The following is a 19074-nucleotide window of genomic DNA, read 5'->3' as shown; positions in this document are numbered from 1 at the left end:
GTGGAAACGGAAATCCGTTCTCACAATCGCTTTTGTTATCCATTTGGACTTTTTCAGTGTCCTCGTTGAATACAGGGATCATCTACTTAAGTCTGCCTAGCTTTTTTAAATGTCCTTTACATAGGGTACAGTTTACAAAGCAGTCTGCTCTTTTACTCTGCAATTAAGCTGAAATGTTTTCCTAATCTTTTCTAAGTAAATCCATAACATAAATATCATGATATTTACCAAATTGAAAAAGTTCCTCTTTTTACGGAAAAAATCAATTTTACAAGTAAACATGTTAATGATAATGTCCGCCCGTGAATCCATCCTCATGAACATGATCATGCCCTACTCCATCTATATGTACATGGGTATGCATAAATGAAACCAGCAACTTTTTATTGATAGGATTAATACCCACATGAGCATTTACACCAAATATTTCTTTTAACATTTGTGAAGAGATTACTTCTTCAACAGTCCCAAAGTTTATGATTTGTCCTTCTTTCATGACTAGTAAATAATCACAGTACATTGAAGCAATATTCATATCGTGTATCGCAGATAACGTAGTAATATTAAGACTTTTAACTAAATCCATAAGTTGAATTTGATACCCAATATCTAGGTGATTCGTCGGCTCATCTAATATTAAAAAATCTGTATCTTGAACTAAGGCCCTTGCAATTAATGTTCTTTGTTTTTCTCCACCTGATAAATTTGAAAAGCTCCGATCACTATAATTATCTAGGCCTACTTTTTTCAACATTTCTGAAACCAATTTCAAATCTTCTTTTGAGTAATCTTCAAATGCTGATTTATATGGATATCTTCCCATTTTAACAATCTGCTCTACAGTAAAGTCAAACTGAGAATCGCTTTCCTGCGCAAGTACGGCGATCTCTTTTGCACAATCTTTATTTTTCATTTTAGATAACAATTTATTATCTAAAAACACCTCGCCGCTAGTGGGTTTATATAATCTGTATATGTTTTTTAATAAAGTTGATTTCCCTGAACCATTTGGACCGATAACGCCTACAAAACTGCCTGTCGGAACATCAAAAGTTATACCTTTTAATATTTCCTTTTTATCTATACTGAACCTTAAATTTTTAACCTGCAGCTTCTTCATTATTCTTTTCCTCCGAAAGCATAATTTTTTTTAGAAATTAAGTATAAGAAAAATGGTCCTCCAACTAATGAAGTGATAATACCTATAGGTATCTCTATTGGTGGGAAAAGTCCTCTTGCTAATACATCTGATATTATTAAAAATATTGCTCCGACTAACGCAGAAAGAACGATTAATTTTTTATGATCACTTCCTGCTAGCGTTCTGCATATATGAGGAACAATAAGGCCTATAAATCCTATAGCACCTGTTATTGCAACTAATGATGCGGTAAGTAAAGTAGCTAATATTAATATTATAGATTTTATCATTTTCACATTTATACCAAGTATAATGGCGCTATCATCACCTAAAAGTAATATATCTAATGACTTTGACATTACAAATGCAACTATCATAACTATAACTAGTGTTATAAATGGAAATAATAATACACTCCACTTAGCTCCCCCTAAACTACCAACAGTCCAAAATAACGCATTTTTAGCTTGGTTTGAATTATCGGCCGAATAGATTAGTAAGTTTGTAAGTGCTGAAAATATTGTTGATATAGCCATTCCTGTAAGAACTAGCCTTGTAGTAGAAGTCGTTTTCCCCATTTGAGTACCTATAACAAATACTAGTATTCCTGACACCATTGCCCCAACAAATGCACCCGCACTTATACTATTAATACCTATCGATGATACTCCACCTAGAACGATGACAGCCACAGCTCCAGAAGATGCCCCTGAGGATATACCAAGTATATATGGTTCTGCGATTGGATTTTTAGTTATAGATTGCATAAGTACGCCACAAAGGGCGAGTCCAGCTCCACATAATGCCCCTAATAATACCCTGGGTAATCGTATTTCCCATATTATATTCTGTGTCATCACCGTGCCAGCATTTTCAAATAAAGCTCCATTAGTTAATTTATTGAGTAATACTTTATAAACTTCTCCAGGTTCCATATAAGTACTACCGATTGCTATAGCTCCAATTATGGTTCCTGCCAAAATTACAGTTAAAGCTATAACCCAAAATAAGAAACCTTTCTTTTTAGAAAGGCTTCTTTGTTCTTGTACTGATATCCCCATTACTTACTCTCTCCAAAAAAGTATCCATACATTTGCTCTATAATCTTTGGATTTCTGATACCTGGAGATAAATCGGCTAATTCTACAACGTAAAGTTTATCATTTTTTATCGCTGAAACATCTTTAAGTGCTGGATGCGATTTTAAAAAGTCTATCTTTTCTTGTACTGGTTGTCCTGCCATGAAATCTGTTATTAATATAACTTCAGGATTTTCTGCTACTATACTTTCCCAAGATGCATTTATATAAGGCTTCGTTGCAGCTTTTCCAAATATATTATTGCCACCTGCTAAAGTGATTAGGTTATTAGCTAAACCAGACCCAACTACCATCGCATCATTTTCGCCTGAATCATATACCATCATTTTGATTCTTTCTTCTTCTTTTATATCGCCTAATTTGTCAGTAACTGATTTTATATCACTTTTCATTGTATTGATTACTTCAGTTGCTTTACCTTCAACCCCGAATATCTTTCCTAACAGCTCGAAATCTTCATATACAGTTTCAACCGTAGCATCTGGATCGTATGATTTCGCCATAAATGGAGTTGTACCTTTTTCCATAAGTTCATCTGGAGATCCTGTTGTTTGTTCACTGATAGATGAATCCCAGCCGCTTACAAAATCGGCACCCAAAGCCATAAATCCTTCTTTCGCTACCGAATGTCCTTCACCAATTTTAAGTTCAGGTATTTTATTATAAGCGTCTTCAAACTCAGGGAGTATTGGGTTATCTAAAAGAGCTGTTCCGATCATTTTATCTTCTAAGTCTAATGCAAGTAACATTTCAGTCATAAATTGTGATAACGTTACGGCTCTTTCTCTTGGTGTTTCAACTTTTACATTATAATCCTTTGCTCCATCTGAATAAGTAAACTCTACTGGTTTAAAATTACTCGCCTCTGTTTTAGTTTCAGGCTTTTCATCTTTTTTATCATCTTTAGCTGAACATCCTACAATACTTAATGACAAGCCTACTATTGAAATGACTGTTAAAAGTCTGTTTAGGCTTCTACTCTTTATCATAATTATCTCCTTCTATAATGGATTTATTAAAAGTATTAACATCACCTTTTATTTCCAAACAATACTATTGTATTATAATTAAACCTCATATTCAAGTGAAACACAAAAAGGGGTTTCAGCAGTCAATCAATAATTTGAAAAATGAATAAGATGAAAGAAACTTGAAAATGCACATAAACCCAGATGTTAAATCTGATTATGTGCATTTTTTATTTACGTGCAAATTATTATTTAGTGCGATATCTATGTAGTATCTTAATAAGGATAAAATTGTTTATTGTGTACATATTACTTTATAGAGATATGTCCACGTCACAGGCGTTAATGACAGTGTCGGTGCCTTTAATCAGCTTTTTTACAATGGCGAACTGCTTGGTTTTTCCTTTTGCGACCTGAAACTCATAGCGTTCCGGCAAAATGGGCAAACTTGCAAGCGACCATTTGGCCCATTTAGGATCGTACTCTTTCGGTTCCTTCAATTCGACAAGGTGGCCGATGCCCCATGTAATATATGCACCTTCTGAAAATATAGGAGAAGGTAATAATTCCAAATAACCTTCATGTCGCCGCACAGAAAAAGCGTCTGCGTATGCCTTCGCTTGGCTTGGCTTTTCGGCTAGGATGACCGGTTTCACAACAGCACCTCTTTCATTCATGCGATAAAACAGTAGTTCTTATCATTAGATTATCGCATAAATTAAGGGGGTTTCCAAATTCATAGTTAGGATAGGTATTAGTGTTTATTTCTGTGAAAGTTTAAACAAACATGGAATTCATGTTTGTTTGGGGGACTGTTACCAAATACCAATGAAGTTGGTGGGGGATTTGTATAGCGATAATTACTCCATTCCAGAAAGTAATTAGTAGTATTCCAATTCGAAGGATGTCGCACTTCAAAAGTAATGTTATATTTAGTTTGCGAGTTAAATATGGTAAACCGATTCAACTTGGAGGGAACTTATGAAAATTATTATTTTTGGTGCCTCGGGGAAAACGGGGAAGTTGCTTGTTACGAAAGCGCTTTCTGATAACCATACGGTCACAGCATTCGTAAGAAACCCAAGTAACTTGAACATTTCCAATCCGAACCTTTTAATTGTTCAGGGGGATGTAACAGATGCATCTGCTGTGAAAAAAGCCATTCTTGGGAATGACGCAGTTATTTCAACACTTGGAACGAACACTGGATTACGAAAAACAACAGTACTTCATGAAATGACGCAAAACATCGTTCAGGGTATGAAGGAACAGCAGGTGTCGCCGATTGCTTACATGGCTTCGGCAGGGATTGATAAAGAAATACCAGGTGTTATCGGGAAAGTTACGATGAAATTGCTTGGAAATGTGCTAGACGATCATCACAATGCAGTGGCTGTGTTAAAAGAAAATGATTTACAATGGACTATTGCAAGACCATTAGGGCTCAATGACAAACCGTTTACAGGGACATATCGTAAAGATGCGATTGGGGTTCCTAAAGGCGGCCGTACAATTTCACGCGCAGATGTCGCCGACTTCTTATTACAGGCAATTGCCAATGAAGAATTTATCCACCAGTCTGTTGCCTTGAGCGACTAGTAAACAAGAGATGGATAAAAGTAAAAAGATTAATAGGAGGTCAAGTTCTAACACATTTTAGAGATGTGTTAGAACTTGGCTTTTGAGTAGTTCATCTACTATTGATGTATTGTAATCATACTGTTCATCAGTTCCTTCAACCATTATCAATTCATTAACAGTGTAGATCTGAACAATAAAGGGGAAATCACCTCCCTTTAATATGGAAGCGTCCGCCTGAAGCGAAAATCAACCTTATTCGGATATTAAGGTTGATTGTTAAATTATGAAATTGATTCAATGAAATTTGATTTTTTAAATTAGAGGTTTTTAAATTGAAACAGAAAAACCAGCTATTGAAAAGGATGCTTTACTTTGTGCATAGTGTAAATCAAAGTAACTACCCCCTAGTAATGAATTGAGTATAAGAGAAATAAAAAAAGAAATTTCAGGGTGATGGAATGCATATTCGACTAGCAAAAGAACTCTTTCTGAAGGAAGCGATAATTTTTCACATTCCTATACGAGTCACACGCGTGATATTAAATATTAGCTGAATATTTAAATGAACATGTTGGTGCACGTGTTATGTCCCATTATATAGAGGTTTGCCGTTTTCCAAGGTCGCCGAAGGTATTGAAATGTTGGCGACAGAAGTGGTGCCGATTGTTCGACGGGAAACCGCAAAGTAAATGTTATCAATTCAGCAGTCTAATGAAGTGGGATTATCTCTTATTGGGTATTTGACAAGAGGCTAGTCCCAGTTTTTTATTTCTGATAGGGAGTTTTCGCGAAATACATCTTTCAAACCGCACTTGCTCTTTAGGGAACATGAAAAGAAACAGCGGATACGATTATCGTACCTCGGATGATTGGGATTACTCCTTGTCATCTGAGGTTTTTTATCTTTTTCTACACAATCTCCTTTTTACGGCGGGAAATCGATGTACTATAAGTTGTGAAATATTCATGCTATCATAAGATACTTGACTCCGGAGGTGAAAAAGTGATGGATTCACGTTTAACAACAAAAGAAAAATTACTTAATTTATTGAAAAAAGAAACTAAAATGACTGTCAATCAAATGGCCCAAGCATTAACTATCACAGAAATGGCTGTCAGAAAACACCTGAATATCCTCGATAGAGACTCTTTTATTCATATCTCTGAAGTAAAGCAACCCCTAGGTCGACCGATTCAAGTTTTTTCATTAACACCGCAAGCGGATGTACTTTTCCCTAAAAGTTATGATAATCTTACTGTTGATTTTCTTAATGACCTTCAGGAGATTCAAGGGGACGAAATAATTGATCGTCTATTTGAAAAGAGAAGTAAGCGATTAGCTGATAATTACTCTCCCTATATGAAAAATATAGTATCAAACGATGAAATGGTTGAGACACTAAAAAATATTCAAATTGAAAAAGGCTATATGGCCGATGTAATTAAAATAGATCATAATATATTTGAATTAATTGAACATAATTGTCCTATTTTTGAGGTATCTAAAAAGTTTAAGCAAGCATGTAATTGTGAGACGAATATGTTTAAAGAAGTACTGAAGACGAATAGTATAAGAAGAACAAGTTGTAAAGCTGATGGAGAAAACCATTGTCATTTTCTTATAAATTTTAATGAGTCTTCACAAAGTAAAGATAGCGCATCCGTATAAAAAATAGGATAGAAAGGCCATCTATTATAATAGTGGCCTTTTTTGCATTCCTTCAGAGTAGATGATTAAGCATGTATAGAATTAAGTAAATGAGTAAGGTAAAGACAATCCAATTGACTTTAGTTAATTACTAGTTCTATTATCAGTATAGATACTTCTTATACCAAAAGGTTTATAAAGTGTAAGGGGTTCATAATAAAACTAGGGGGAATAAAAATGAGTACATTTACATTACCGGCACTAAATTATGGTTTCGACGCGTTAGAACCAGTTATTGATCAACAAACAATGGAAATCCATTATGGAAAGCATCATCAAGCGTATATCAATAATCTAAATGCTGCACTTGAAGGGCATGAAGAGTTAAGTGGACAAACGTTACAGGAACTCCTGACAAATGTGGACGCTTTACCTGAGTCAATTCGAACTGCTGTTAGAAATAATGGAGGCGGCCATTTAAACCACTCGTTATTCTGGGAAGTCCTTACTGCTCCTTCGGAAAACAATTTACCAACTGGCAAGTTAGCAGCGGCAATTGACAATCGTTTTGGTAGTTTTGACAAGTTCAAAGAAGAATTCACGAAGGCTGCAACAGGGAGATTCGGTTCCGGTTGGGCTTGGCTAGTCGTTAATAATGAAAAACAGGTTGATGTAACAAGTACGCCAAATCAAGACAATCCGATTATGGAAGGCGAAATCGCTATCTTGGGCTTAGATGTCTGGGAGCATGCTTATTACCTTACTTATCAAAACAGAAGACCTGATTATACTTCAAACTTCTTTAAAATTATTAATTGGGATGCAGTCTCTACAAAATACGAACAAGCATTGAATAGCTAATTGTTTTTTACAAGATAAGATGCCTTTGAGGCTCTTATCTTGTTTATTTCATAACCTGAAATTATTTTCTGGGTTTTACTAAATTCAAGGAGATGATGAAATGCAAATAAATTCTGAGAAAACAAATTCATTTAAGGAAGCATTGGCGAATTACCCAACCGGTGTTACGGTTGTTACGGCAACGGATGAAAATCATACCCCTATTGGATTAACGGTGAATTCGTTCGCATCGGTATCATTGGATCCACTACTGGTTTTATGGTCAATTGATAAGAGGGTTTCTACATACGAAACATTTAAGAACATCGATAAGTTTGCCATTAATATTTTAGCTGACAATCAATCAGAAATTGCTTCTTTATTTGCGAGTAGTAATCAAGATCGTTTTGCAAATTGTGATTGGTCTTCTTCAGAACATAGTCTACCCCTTATTAAAGGTGCAATTGCATCATTACAATGTAGGACATTTAAACAAATTGAGGCAGGCGACCATATGATTTTGATTGGAGAGATAATCGAAATCGATGTTGAAAAGAGATTGCCTCTTGTCTACCACGGAAGAAAGTTAGGGGCACTTCCAGCAATTTTTCATGAAAGCTAATAGAAGTATGTAGTAGATGTTCTACATACATGTAAACTAATCCTACTGTTTTCAAGTAAATGTGCTATTTTATAATTAAATCGTGTAAAAAAGGACTTTGGGATAGCTGAATAACCAGTAAAGCATGAAACAGAGAAATGTCCGTGATAATCATTGATAGCTCGCCGTAACTTTAAGAAGTTCGCGTTGCAAAAGTCTCGATGTTATCTTTCCAGTTGATAGATAACATCGGAATCTGTTTTTACTAGGATGAATCCACTAGGCAATCGGGTAATAATTCATTTCCTCTAAAATCTGCTCATACTGTAGATATTCCTTTGTATGATTAACTCCACTACTCGTTTTCAAAGTTGTTAATGCACTTTCAATTAAGTATTGCCTAGATTCCTCTTTGTTGTTTAGGATTTCTTTTTGGATAAAATAGAGCAAATTTAGATACGTCGTTAGTTTAGGATCTTTCGGCTTGAATTGCTTCTCAATTATCCTTTTCACATTCAATGTCGCTATCGAAAATTCATTATTAAAAAACTCATTGTAATTCGATTGTGGCTGTAACTGCTTCATCTTTTCTTGGGTAAATAATTGAATGTCCTTTTTACTAATGTCATCAAGAATTGTACTCACGCGGTCCATACAGTATGTAGTAATTTGCTGTAACGTTATCGTTCCATTTACACTATTACTTGTGTGCGAAATGTTTTGTATCATTCCTGTGTAAAGCACGGCACAATCACCCATGTATTTTGCTTGTTGTTCTGGAAAGATACTTAAAAAACGTTCATATACCCAGTTTACAAATAAATATCTTGTCTGCTTAATGTATATAATCAGTTCTGGTTCATTTGAAACGAACACATCCTCAATTAGTTGAAGTAATTTATTCTTCCGGTTGTATTCCATCATAAGACTAACTTGTTTAATGAACACTTCTTTGTCTGTAATGTCTTCCCCAATGAGCAGCTCATCTCTCTTGGTTTTCATGTTTTCTTGCATAAGAGTGAATACCGCTTTAAATAACTCACCTTTGGATGGGAAATAATTATAAAAAGACCCCTTCGAAATACCACTATGATTCAAAATATCTTGAATCGATGTACCATGATACCCCTTTTCGATAAATAACTCATGTGCTTTATCTATGACATTTCTTTTTTTCTTAATCATATTCTGAACCCCTTTAGAAATTTATGTACGCATAGGACTACTTATATAATAACACAAGTGTACTGTTGGTTCATATATGGACTGCGGGTATATTTGTGTTGCTATTTAACTTTTAACATTATGTCTAGGTACAATCAATAGGAAGATGGCATAATCTATATGATGTAAGTTCAATTAGTAACGGAGGTAATGGAATGGTAAACTTTCAACCATTTAGCGGCGTTGTAACAATGATTGATAATTTTTCGATAGGGCAAAACAATGTAGTAGGTTGCTATAAATTAATATCGGTAGATGGCGGGTATGGAAGGTTAGTAAATTTCGTAGTAGCACCCACGACTTACTTTGTAGATCATGTAATGGTGTCGGTAGGGGATAGGGTAACTGGATTTTATGATGCAAATGCACCAGTTCCACTCATATTTCCACCACAATTTCGCGCAATTGTTATGGCCAAAGATACGCCTAATCAAAATGTGAAAGTAGACCATTTTAACGGCAATTTAGAGAGTAGCGACGGTACATTAAGGTTAAATATTTCCCCCCATACTCAAATTTTATTGGAAAACGGGCAGGCTTTTAATGGAAGTGTTGCAAATCGGGATTTAATTGTTCTCTATGGTGCTACTACCAGAAGTATCCCGGCACAAACCACACCCCATAAAATTATTGTTATGTGTTAGTGATTTTGAATGATTGCCAGATACCTATTCAAGAAAACTGCAATTGCATAAAAAAGAGCACAGTCATATCCAGTTGACTGTGTTTTTTTATTGTATAGTAAGAAGCAGGGGGATAGGCACTCATCCAATCGTGTATGTTTTAGTTCCTGTCATTAAACATTTGAAAAAGGGGAATTTAATGGATAGTTATTCAAAGTTGGAATTAGAAAAAACAGATGATATTTATGCGAATGAATTTGTGTTGCCGATACTAACGTCGACCATTCCAGATAAACTTATTGAATATAGCGAACTAGATTGCAAATCGTATATAGAAGAAAAGTTAAAACAAAACTACAAGTTGTTGTTAATGGTTCCTTCCTTTCCAAGAGTAAAGATATTAAGAAATGCAAATATTTTAGAGAACACCAACATATTTACACTATATATGATTGATAGCATAACTTATGATGATAGCATATGGGATTTTTTAAATGAGAATGAATTTGCAAACGGTCATGACTTCTTTCTAGTGAAAAAAACTAATGGAGTAAATTTTGCGATTCCATCTTCCAGTAAGGTAAGAATTAAGATTTCTAATTTAACTTCAAACACAATAGTAGTTTTACGATTGGAAATGAATGAAGTCATTGAATTGCAATGGCATTAATCAGCTATTTAGATCAATAAGTTCGTATGATATAAGTAGTACTTCAGTAAATCTTTAATTCGAGACATTTAACTTGAAAAGTAATCACTTGCGTGGTAAAGTGATATTAAGGTTAGTGATGGGGAGGGAAACAAGATGCGTAATAATACGATTGGATCGTTAATTTGGTTACGTTTAATGCGTTTTACAAATCAAAGTAACCAACTATCAAATGATTTTTTAAAGCGTTTTGATTTAACAACTGCCCAATTCGATGTACTTGTGCAAATTCACATATACCAGCCTCTTACACAAAGCGAATTAGCTGAAAAAGTGACAGTTACGCAAGGCGGGATTTCCCGTATGCTCGCGCGACTTGAAAAAGAAGGTTATATTGTACGTAAGCAAGACTGGAAAACGAAAATGATTACCCTCACTGACAATGCAGAAGCAATTTTAGAAGAGGCTATGCCAGCTCAACTGGCGTTTCAATCGTCATTTTTTGCCGATGTATTAAACGAGGAAGAAGAGAAAACACTGTACACATTGATGACACGTGTACATAAATATAGTCAAAGAAAAGAATTACCGTTAGAGTGATTTTTTTTACACCATCACTTGACTAATCAAGTTAACTTTATTCACTTGAATAAAGTCTAGCCTACGGCAGATGCTATAGATTATTCAAGGGGAATTATCGAGCCTGCTCGATAAAATACTTACACAAATTCGCCAAGGCGAATTTGATAAATAGGAGGAAGCACTATGCATAAAATTCCAGGACATCACCATATTTCAATGATTACAAAAAACGCTAAGATGAATAATCAATTTTATCAAAAGGTGTTAGGTTTGAGACGAGTAAAAAAGACAGTTAATCAAGACAGTCCATCTATGTATCATTTGTTTTACGGCGATTTAACAGGAAGTGCTGGTACAGAGCTATCCTTTTTTGAAATGTCGATGGCAGGAAGAACGGTCCGTGGAACAAATGCAATTACACAAATTGGATTGCTTGTACCATCATTTGAAAGTCTGGAATACTGGAAAAACAGATTTGAGCTATTAGATGTTGTGCATGGAGAAATTATAACTTATGCAGGTCGAGAAGCACTTACATTTGAAGATTCGGAAGGGCTACGCCTTATTTTGCTAAATAATAATGGTGAAGAAGTACCCAAACACTGGTCAGCTTGGGAAGATTCTATCGTGGAGCAGAAGCATCGCATTTTAGGGATGGGAACTACAGAAATAACAGTACGTTATTTAGACCGAACGGCTAAAACATTAAAGGATATGTTTGGCTATGTAGAAGTAACTCGTTCAGAAAAGGAAGCCATTTATCAGTCAGTTGAAGGGCAATCATTTGGTGAAATAGTCCTGAAGCAGTTGGAGGGGCCGAGTGAAAAACCAGGCCGAGGAAGTATTCATCATTTGGCGATTCGTGTGAAAAACGAGGAGGAGCTACGCTATTGGGACGGAGTCGTGAAAGAACGTGGCTTTGATTCATCAGGCGTCATCGATCGTTTTTATTTCCAAAGTTTATACTTCCGTGATTCGAATGGCATTCTATTTGAAATTGCTACAGATGGACCTGGATTTACAATAGATTCAACTGTTGAAGCGTTAGGAAAAGAATTAGATTTACCACCATTTTTAGAATCAAAACGTGCAGAAATTGAAGCGAAATTACAACCGATTGACTAAGAAAAGCGTAAGTGCCTCGATCAGGGGCGACAGGCATAAGGCTGCCTAGCGACGCGGCGCTTTTTGCCCGGGAAGGATGCAGTTCAATCCTTCCTAGCTGGGCTGACTTATGACCCGAGCCCCTAGGCACTGGAGCTGGACACTAAGAAAAGTGCAAGGCGAACCGAAGTCTGGACATACAAAAAGGAGACGATGAAAATGGAGAAATACCGTATTGATACTACTAAAGGACTTGAATTTGGTTTATATTCGATTGGGGATCATGTACTAAATCCTCTAACAGGAAGTCGTATTAGCGCAGAGCAACGTATTCAAGAATTGATTGAAGCAAGTAAGCTGGCAGACGAGGCAGGAATAGATGTTTTCGCAGTTGGTGAAAGTCATCAAACGCATTTTACAACACAAGCGCATACGGTCATTTTAGGCGCTATCGCACAGGCAACAAAAAATATTAAAATTGCGAGTTCTGCAACGGTGTTAAGTGTATCGGATCCTGTGCGTGTCTATGAAGATTTTGCCACGATTGATTTGATTTCAAAAGGTCGAGCTGAAATTGTTGCAGGACGTGGTTCACGGATAGGGGCTTATAGTTTACTCGGTTATGATGTACATGATTACGAAGAGTTATTTGAAGAAAAATTAGAACTTCTGATGAAGATAAATGATGAGGAAAATGTGACGTGGCAGGGGCAATTCCGGGCACCGTTGGAAAACGCTACTATTTTACCACAACCCAAAAATGGTCATCTGCCAATTTGGCGTGCAGTAGGCGGACCACCTGCAAGTGCTATTAAGGCGGGCTATGCAGGAGTGCCGATGATGCTAACTACGCTTGGTGGCCCTGCGATTAACTTTAAGGTTTCAGTGGATGCTTATCGTGAGGCGGCACAGCGTAGTGGTTTTGATCCAGCGGCTTTACCTATAGCGACAACGAGCTTATTTTATACCGCAGAAAATTCACAAGATGCGCTGCGTGAATATTATCCACATGCCAATGGTGGTATGCAGGCGTTAAGAGGCGGCGGCTATCCGAAACAACAATTTGCACAATCGACGGATACACGTGATGCGTTAATGATTGGTAGCCCACAGCAAATTATTGAAAAAATGCTCTACCAATACGAGTTATTTGGTCAACAACGATTCATGGCACAAATCGACTTCGGTGGAGTGCCGTTTGATAAAATTATGAAAAATATTGAGCTGATTGCGACAGAAATACTGCCAGCGGTTAAGAAATATACAGCCGGAAAATAAGGAGATGCTATCATGAAAATCGTATTACTATCGGGCTCCAATGTAGGATCTAAAACAAGAACAGCCATGGATTATACAGTCAAAATAGCGCATGAAAAATATCCGGATGCAGAGATTACATTGCTGGATCTGGCCGAATTTAACATGGTCTTTAGTGACGGGCGTAATTACTGGGACTACGAGGGCGACACCAAATATGTAACAGAAACACTGATGGCGGCGGATGCCATTATTATTGGAACACCGACGTTCCAAGCTTCTATTCCAGCTACGCTAAAAAATATTTTTGATTTATTACCAGTCAATGCGTTCCGGGATAAAGTGGTGAGCATGCTTGTAACAGCTGGTACAGCGAAGCATTATTTAATGGCGGAACAGCAGTTGAAGCCGATTTTAGCGTATATGAAGGCGCATATTGTACCCACTTATGTATTTATAGAAGAAAAGGATTTCCACCGCAAAGAAATCGTCAATGATGATGTTCTCTTCCGGATGGAGCGCTTAGTGGAAGATACCGTGCTCCTCGTCGATGCTTATGTAGGGATTCGGAAAGTGAAAGATGAGGAATATGGTTTTTAACTAGTCCGTGGTAGTCATAAAAATCCCGATTTCTCATTTACAGTACCTTGAGAGATTGGGATTTTTACTTTTTTTTAGTGTCTGTCACCAAGTGTTTGAACGATTCTTTCAGCGATTACATGTGATTCTAAATCCCTCTGGTATTGTTTATATGGCACTGAGTTAGTTTTAGCCGCTTCCAAGAACGTTGAAATCACGCCATGAAATCCACGTTTTTGAAGTGTTGGCTGCCAATCATCGTTAGCGTAAGTACTGCAATTTTTATCAATATGAGAGGTAATTTCATTTACGTTCATTACCATGCGCGTTTCATTTGCACTCATCACTTCAACTCTTTCCTCCGTTGTACCCGCTTCACGATTCATAATTCCAATCGCTGTCCCTTGCATTGCTTCCAGCTGTAGTACGACATGATGGAGCTTCCCATTCTCCTGCTTACCTCGAATGCGAATATTCTCAATCGGATAGGGGAACAGATAGAGCAGCGTATCAATCACATGAATAAAATCATCAAAAATAAATTGCCTAACCTCACCTGCATGATGACCTCGATTTTTTTGCATAATAATCATATTTGGTTCAGCCAATTCTTTTAGTTGCATATAGGAAGGTGCGTACCTCCGATTGAAGCCAACCATTAATAATAAATCTTTGCTTTTGGCTTTATCCATTAACCGTGTTGATGATTCTGCGTCGTATGTGATAGGTTTATCAACATATACATGAATCCCATTATCTAGAAGTTTATTAATGATGCTTTCGTGAGATTCTGTAGATGAATGAACAAATGCCGCTGTGATCCCGCTCTCAAGCCAATGATCGAAATCATGATACAGATGATTAATAGAATAGGTTTCCGCGATTTCTTTCAATGTCTCTACATTCCTGGTGCAAATATGAAGCTCGATCCCTTTTGTTTGTGTTAAAACTGGCAAGTATGCTTTTTTTGCGATATCACCAAGCCCGATCATTCCAACTTTCATTCAATCACCCTCAATTTATTGTTTATTCTAATCTTACATTATTCAGTATTTAATCACCAATTACAGTGTTATCATCCTGTGACAGGCCCCGCCTTTGCAACACTTCCAACTTAATTACCTGTTAATAATGCGTGATTGAGGTAGGTTAAGTGTGTTAGAGGAAGTGGTTTTTTGGGAGTTTTTATGATGTCAGCATTTTATTTGAATCCTATCTTGGCACTCGTTTTTTGTTTAAATTTAGTAGCAGTTATAAAAACAGAAAAAAACCCCGAATAGGGTCACTTTTTTAAAAGCGTCTACTATGCGGGGCTCACACTTTTTCTATTATTGCTTATATAGTATTGCTAAAAAATCTTCTTCATTATCAACATCTAACACACTAAAGGCAGAGTAACCATCTGCATCTAGGGCTGTGGGGTCGGCGCCATATTCATATAGCATTGCAGCTAAATCATAATTTTCATTGTATAACGCGGCAGTTAATGCAGTTGAATAGTCATCAGATACATTTGGATTTGCACCTGCTTCTAACAATAACTCAGTGATAGCATTATAGTCTCCGTATATGGCATGAAGAAGAGCGGTAGATTGCTCAGAGTCTTGGTCTTCTAAATTTACCCCGCTAGCAATAAGATCTTTCACCTGTACCTCATCGCCAATAGAAGCCGCTTCCATTAAAGGAGTTAGTTCCAATGAATAATCAGTTTCAGTGCTTCCTAAAATACTTGAACTAAATACATTTGCATATGTAAATGTCCCTGCTGCAATAAGTGCAATAACTCCTAAATAGGCAACAATAAAAATGCCGAATAAAGCACCGACTCCAAGTGCAATTTTGCTTGTATTTGAGTTGTAGTTTGGTGTTCCATCTACTCCCATAAATTTACCTGCAGCTTGAATTCTTTTTGGTAACAGGGGATGGCTTGATAGAACTTCACTTAACCATACAGCGATATTGGATTCTGTATAAATTTGTTCTAAATATGCATCTTCATTAACTTCTGTATATAACTTTTTCCCAACACCAAGTATCGTAAGTGCTTGTTTAGCAGCTAGCCCATTTTGTATATGGTACGCAGCTTCGCGATCACACGTATATTCGCAAGCACGACTGTATGCTTGAGAAAGAAAAGGGATGAATTGCGCAGGCAAGATTAAAATGTTTTTCCATATATGTCTTCGTTTCAAATGAGATAGCTCGTGAGCGATGATAAAATCCAACTCTGCATCTCCTTGTTCTCTAGCCAGTTCGAATACCTCCGAATAGATAACAATCATATTTCGTCCTAGAAATCTGGTTGCAAATGCGTTGAAGGCACCTTCTGAATGAATGACAAACACGTCGGGAACTTTTTTTAAGTTCATCTTAGTTGATAGAAGAATGACACGTTCATATACATCTTGGAACTGTTTTTCACTAATACGTATCCCATTTCCACGAATAGAACCTAGCATAATGGCGTTTGAAAACAGTAGTACGGCTAATATAATTAATAAAATGGCTATTCCAAATATCGAAGCGGCAGCAACTATGTACAAAAGCACACTGAAAATAATACTTAAAACAAAGTACGGCATTTCCTTACTGGATGTTAAATCTTTTTGTGACATTGAATTCCCTCCTTTATCTATTTATTAAACTTACTAGATAATAAGAGTCTAGTCAATCTGAACCAAATACTATTTACACATATTTGCTACCTATCATATTTTTCATCGTAATTCGAAAAAAAATAATAAATAAGTTATAATTACGGACCATATTTGATGAAATATTACTATTTAAAAAAAGGTAAAAAAGGACGAGATAACATCAATTAATACGTTTTGATCTGCCCCGTAAATGTTAGACACTAACTAACGTTTAAGGAGTATTTTTATGTCTAAACATACTGCGGAAGTAAAATCACATGTGGTGGATCGCTATTTAACTGGAAATGAAAGCTATAAAGCAATTGCAGAAAGCATTGGGGCGGATAAATCTTTAGTCATTAATTGGGTGAAATTATTTGAAGCACAAGGTGAAAGAGGTTTAAAGAAAAGCTATACCAGCTACTCATCAGGGTTTAAATTAGACGTACTCAATTTTATGAACGAAACAGGTGCGTCTCTTCGAGATACGCCAAGCACATTTAATATCTCTTCCCCTAGTAGCGTTTATAGGTGGGAGCGAAGGCGAAATTAAAAGACCTGAGCCCGGTAGAATACCGAACTCAGGTCTTAGAAGCTGCCTAAAATATTTGTCTAACTTTATTGGGTCAGATCATATCTCGTTGAAGCTTACGACGAGATTACAGGAATTTTAGTCAGTAATGAAGCTTTACCTTCTTTTCGTTTTTAAATAATAGATAATGGGCATTGCCCACTTTTCCTTCTATATATTCGAGTGAATAACTACCGAATGGATCTGCTAAATCTCCAATTGCCCGAGATAGATTATCAATCGCAAGATTTAACGTTTCAAACTGTCTCTGTTCATTCCCTCTATTCATCTCATCCATAATTTCATGAGCTAAGTGCTGGATTCGACGTAAACGCATTTCTTTTGTTTGCATGATATCCTCCTCCTGCTATCAACTTATATTGCCTAACTATATGGCTAATGACTGGATTTCATGAGTAGATTTTTGAATTAAATTGGATGCCAAGTCACTAGCATTGCGAGTGTTGAGCACTAGCGTCTAAATGATTTGAAACTCAATGAGGACCTTGTATCTTTCACTAGCTTTTAATGAAAATTGGTCTCAAGATTACTATAACTCCAACTCCTCCAATCGTTCATTGCAAAAAAACACCGAACAGTAATAAGTTCGGTGTTTTCGTATAAATTATTACTTTTCTCTTAATAGCTCATCTTTCAAGAACACGGTTATTCCGTCCATTAATCCTTTGGCTAACGGAAGTTCTGGATTGCTATAGGTAGCAATATTCCCTGCGCGATCATCAGGCGCCTCTTTCAATATATGGTTCATATTTTTTACAATGAGTAGCCTTGAATCATTTGTTGCGTCATGCAATCGTTCCGCATCTTGGATAGATACTTGGATGTCTCGATTGCCATTCATTATAAAGACAGGGGACTGTAGCTTTTGCAGCTGTGCTACTGGGTCATAGTGCAACCACGAAATCATATAAGGTTGAACGGATGGACGGAAGATACTTTGTAGCTCTGGACTTACTGTTTTTACTTGCTCGCCTTGTTTTAATTTATCAAGAATTGTTTTTGACTCTTCGAGTAGGTTAGCGGGAAGTTGTTCTTTCAGCTGTTCAAGCAGAATTTGATCGATGGGTCTTCCTGCTCCCGCAATGGAAATGAATGCGTCGGCATCTGTTTTTTCTGCAGCTACCATACCAATTAATGACCCCTCGCTATGACCGATTATGCCCACCTTCGAAAAACGTTCGTCAGTTTTGGCGAATTGAACCCAGGCAGCAGCGTCATCAATATAGTGCTCGAATCGCATATCTTCTTCCTTGCCAGCTAAGCTTGCATTGCTACCAACTCCCCGTTTGTCGTAACGAATACTTGCCACGCCTTCTGTAGCTAGATTTTCAGCGAGCATTTTTAAACTATTATTTTTACCTGGTAATGCCGCCGAATTACCGTCACGATCGGTCGGGCCTGACCCTGCGATAATAACCATGAGTGGAAACGGCCCCTCACCTTGAGGCATTTCTAATTGGCCGGACATCGTACCGTCTTTCAATTTGACTTCAACAACATCTCCTTTTTCAGCTAGTTGTTCTTTGTTTCCTTTTGTTAATTCGAAAGGAAAGGATTGCCCTTGCTGTGTGAATGTACCCGTTATTTTTTCTTGTTCGACTTTGCCGTCAAACGTTATAGGTTGACCTTGAATAGCCATATCAAAAAATACATCCGATTCGTTTATTATCACACTTGTTAATGGATAGTCGCTTAATCCTTGTGCTGGAATGCTAATTGCTCCGTTGTTTTTTTCGAATGTCAGTATAATCGATAACGGTTGATTTGGGATAATGATGGACCCTTCCCATAGACCTTCGATACTTTCCAATGAACTCATCCCTTTCAAGTTTGTTTCTGGTTCTGACTCTTTTTTCTTGCTGCACCCTGCAATTACTAGAAGGATGCTAGTCATTAAACAAAAAGTGATACCTAATTTCTTCAATTATAATTTCTCTCTTCCTTTATAT

The 19074-nt window shown here is 36.7% G+C and carries 20 protein-coding genes; 11 read left to right on the top strand and 9 right to left on the bottom strand.

What is annotated here, in order from left to right; all coding sequences use genetic code 11:
• Positions 1-283 precede the first annotated feature (283 nt).
• From FQ087_RS15345 to FQ087_RS15330, 4 genes are all read right to left on the bottom strand, one after another.
• Positions 284-1120 (bottom strand): ABC transporter ATP-binding protein, encoded by an 837-nt coding sequence (locus FQ087_RS15345; protein ID WP_149581445.1) that lies wholly within the window; start codon positions 1118-1120, stop codon positions 284-286.
• Complete coding sequence (locus FQ087_RS15340) at positions 1120-2202, bottom strand: FecCD family ABC transporter permease (RefSeq protein ID WP_149581444.1); 1083 nt, start codon at positions 2200-2202, stop codon at positions 1120-1122. Before FQ087_RS15340 ends, FQ087_RS15345 begins: the two co-directional genes overlap by 1 nt.
• On the bottom strand, positions 2202-3230 hold the full coding sequence (locus FQ087_RS15335; protein ID WP_149581443.1) for an ABC transporter substrate-binding protein: 1029 nt from the start codon (positions 3228-3230) through the stop codon (positions 2202-2204). The genes FQ087_RS15340 and FQ087_RS15335 overlap by 1 nt, the downstream gene beginning before the upstream one ends.
• 293 nt (positions 3231-3523) lie before the next feature.
• A complete protein-coding gene (locus FQ087_RS15330; protein ID WP_149581442.1) occupies positions 3524-3865 on the bottom strand; it encodes a toprim domain-containing protein in 342 nt (113 codons plus the stop codon).
• A 325-nt stretch (positions 3866-4190) separates the two neighbouring features.
• Here FQ087_RS15330 and FQ087_RS15325 point away from each other — a divergent pair, with 325 nt between their 5' ends.
• The 4 genes from FQ087_RS15325 to FQ087_RS15310 all read left to right on the top strand — a co-directional run bounded on the left by FQ087_RS15325 (position 4191) and on the right by FQ087_RS15310 (position 7900).
• On the top strand, positions 4191-4808 hold the full coding sequence (locus FQ087_RS15325; RefSeq protein ID WP_149581441.1) for an NAD(P)-dependent oxidoreductase: 618 nt from the start codon (positions 4191-4193) through the stop codon (positions 4806-4808).
• A 988-nt stretch (positions 4809-5796) separates the two neighbouring features.
• Positions 5797-6459 carry a helix-turn-helix transcriptional regulator gene (locus tag FQ087_RS15320; RefSeq protein ID WP_149581440.1) on the top strand — a complete coding sequence of 221 codons (663 nt, stop codon included), beginning with the start codon at positions 5797-5799 and terminating at the stop codon, positions 6457-6459.
• A 216-nt stretch (positions 6460-6675) separates the two neighbouring features.
• Positions 6676-7299, top strand: a complete 624-nt coding sequence (locus FQ087_RS15315; RefSeq protein ID WP_149581439.1) for a superoxide dismutase — start codon at positions 6676-6678, stop codon at positions 7297-7299.
• 100 nt (positions 7300-7399) lie between these two features.
• On the top strand, positions 7400-7900 hold the full coding sequence (locus FQ087_RS15310) for a flavin reductase family protein (RefSeq protein ID WP_149581438.1): 501 nt from the start codon (positions 7400-7402) through the stop codon (positions 7898-7900).
• Positions 7901-8158: 258 nt separating this feature from the next.
• On the opposite strand, the gene FQ087_RS15305 is transcribed toward FQ087_RS15310, so the two are convergent.
• On the bottom strand, positions 8159-9064 hold the full coding sequence (locus FQ087_RS15305; protein ID WP_149581437.1) for a TetR/AcrR family transcriptional regulator: 906 nt from the start codon (positions 9062-9064) through the stop codon (positions 8159-8161).
• A 194-nt stretch (positions 9065-9258) separates the two neighbouring features.
• Between FQ087_RS15305 and FQ087_RS15300 the strand changes: the two genes are divergently transcribed.
• The 6 genes from FQ087_RS15300 to FQ087_RS15275 all read left to right on the top strand — a co-directional run bounded on the left by FQ087_RS15300 (position 9259) and on the right by FQ087_RS15275 (position 13918).
• Complete coding sequence (locus FQ087_RS15300; protein ID WP_149581436.1) at positions 9259-9747, top strand: hypothetical protein; 489 nt, start codon at positions 9259-9261, stop codon at positions 9745-9747.
• 178 nt (positions 9748-9925) lie between these two features.
• The gene (locus FQ087_RS15295; RefSeq protein ID WP_149581435.1) at positions 9926-10396 is read left to right on the top strand and encodes a hypothetical protein; all 471 of its coding nucleotides are present in this window, start codon (positions 9926-9928) and stop codon (positions 10394-10396) included.
• A gap of 135 nt (positions 10397-10531) precedes the next feature.
• Positions 10532-10975: a MarR family winged helix-turn-helix transcriptional regulator gene (locus FQ087_RS15290; protein WP_149581434.1), complete on the top strand. Its 444-nt coding sequence runs from the start codon at positions 10532-10534 to the stop codon at positions 10973-10975.
• 165 nt (positions 10976-11140) lie between these two features.
• Positions 11141-12082: a ring-cleaving dioxygenase gene (locus tag FQ087_RS15285; RefSeq protein WP_149581433.1), complete on the top strand. Its 942-nt coding sequence runs from the start codon at positions 11141-11143 to the stop codon at positions 12080-12082.
• Between the two features lie 198 nt (positions 12083-12280).
• Entirely contained in the window at positions 12281-13339 is a 1059-nt protein-coding gene (locus tag FQ087_RS15280) for an LLM class flavin-dependent oxidoreductase (protein ID WP_149581432.1), read from the top strand.
• Between the two features lie 12 nt (positions 13340-13351).
• Positions 13352-13918 carry an NADPH-dependent FMN reductase gene (locus FQ087_RS15275; protein ID WP_149581431.1) on the top strand — a complete coding sequence of 189 codons (567 nt, stop codon included), beginning with the start codon at positions 13352-13354 and terminating at the stop codon, positions 13916-13918.
• A gap of 74 nt (positions 13919-13992) precedes the next feature.
• Here the strand turns inward: FQ087_RS15275 and FQ087_RS15270 are convergent, their stop codons facing one another.
• Together FQ087_RS15270 and FQ087_RS15265 are read right to left on the bottom strand one after the other, a co-directional pair.
• Entirely contained in the window at positions 13993-14901 is a 909-nt protein-coding gene (locus tag FQ087_RS15270) for a Gfo/Idh/MocA family protein (protein ID WP_149581430.1), read from the bottom strand.
• Positions 14902-15225: 324 nt separating this feature from the next.
• A complete protein-coding gene (locus FQ087_RS15265; RefSeq protein ID WP_149581429.1) occupies positions 15226-16512 on the bottom strand; it encodes a M48 family metallopeptidase in 1287 nt (428 codons plus the stop codon).
• 268 nt (positions 16513-16780) lie between these two features.
• On the opposite strand from FQ087_RS15265, the gene FQ087_RS15260 reads away from it, so the two are divergent.
• A complete protein-coding gene (locus FQ087_RS15260) occupies positions 16781-17086 on the top strand; it encodes a transposase (protein WP_149581428.1) in 306 nt (101 codons plus the stop codon).
• Between the two features lie 121 nt (positions 17087-17207).
• Here FQ087_RS15260 and FQ087_RS15255 read toward each other — a convergent pair whose 3' ends face one another.
• Both FQ087_RS15255 and FQ087_RS15250 read right to left on the bottom strand, forming a co-directional pair.
• On the bottom strand, positions 17208-17456 hold the full coding sequence (locus FQ087_RS15255; RefSeq protein WP_149581427.1) for a hypothetical protein: 249 nt from the start codon (positions 17454-17456) through the stop codon (positions 17208-17210).
• 276 nt (positions 17457-17732) lie between these two features.
• A complete protein-coding gene (locus FQ087_RS15250; RefSeq protein WP_255452365.1) occupies positions 17733-19049 on the bottom strand; it encodes an alpha/beta hydrolase family protein in 1317 nt (438 codons plus the stop codon).
• Between the last annotated feature and the right edge of the window lie 25 nt (positions 19050-19074).

This window comes from Sporosarcina sp. ANT_H38 (assembly GCF_008369195.1).
GTDB lineage: Bacteria > Bacillota > Bacilli > Bacillales_A > Planococcaceae > Sporosarcina.
Note: the sequence above shows the minus strand (reverse complement) of the source record. Positions and strands in the feature narration are given on the sequence as shown.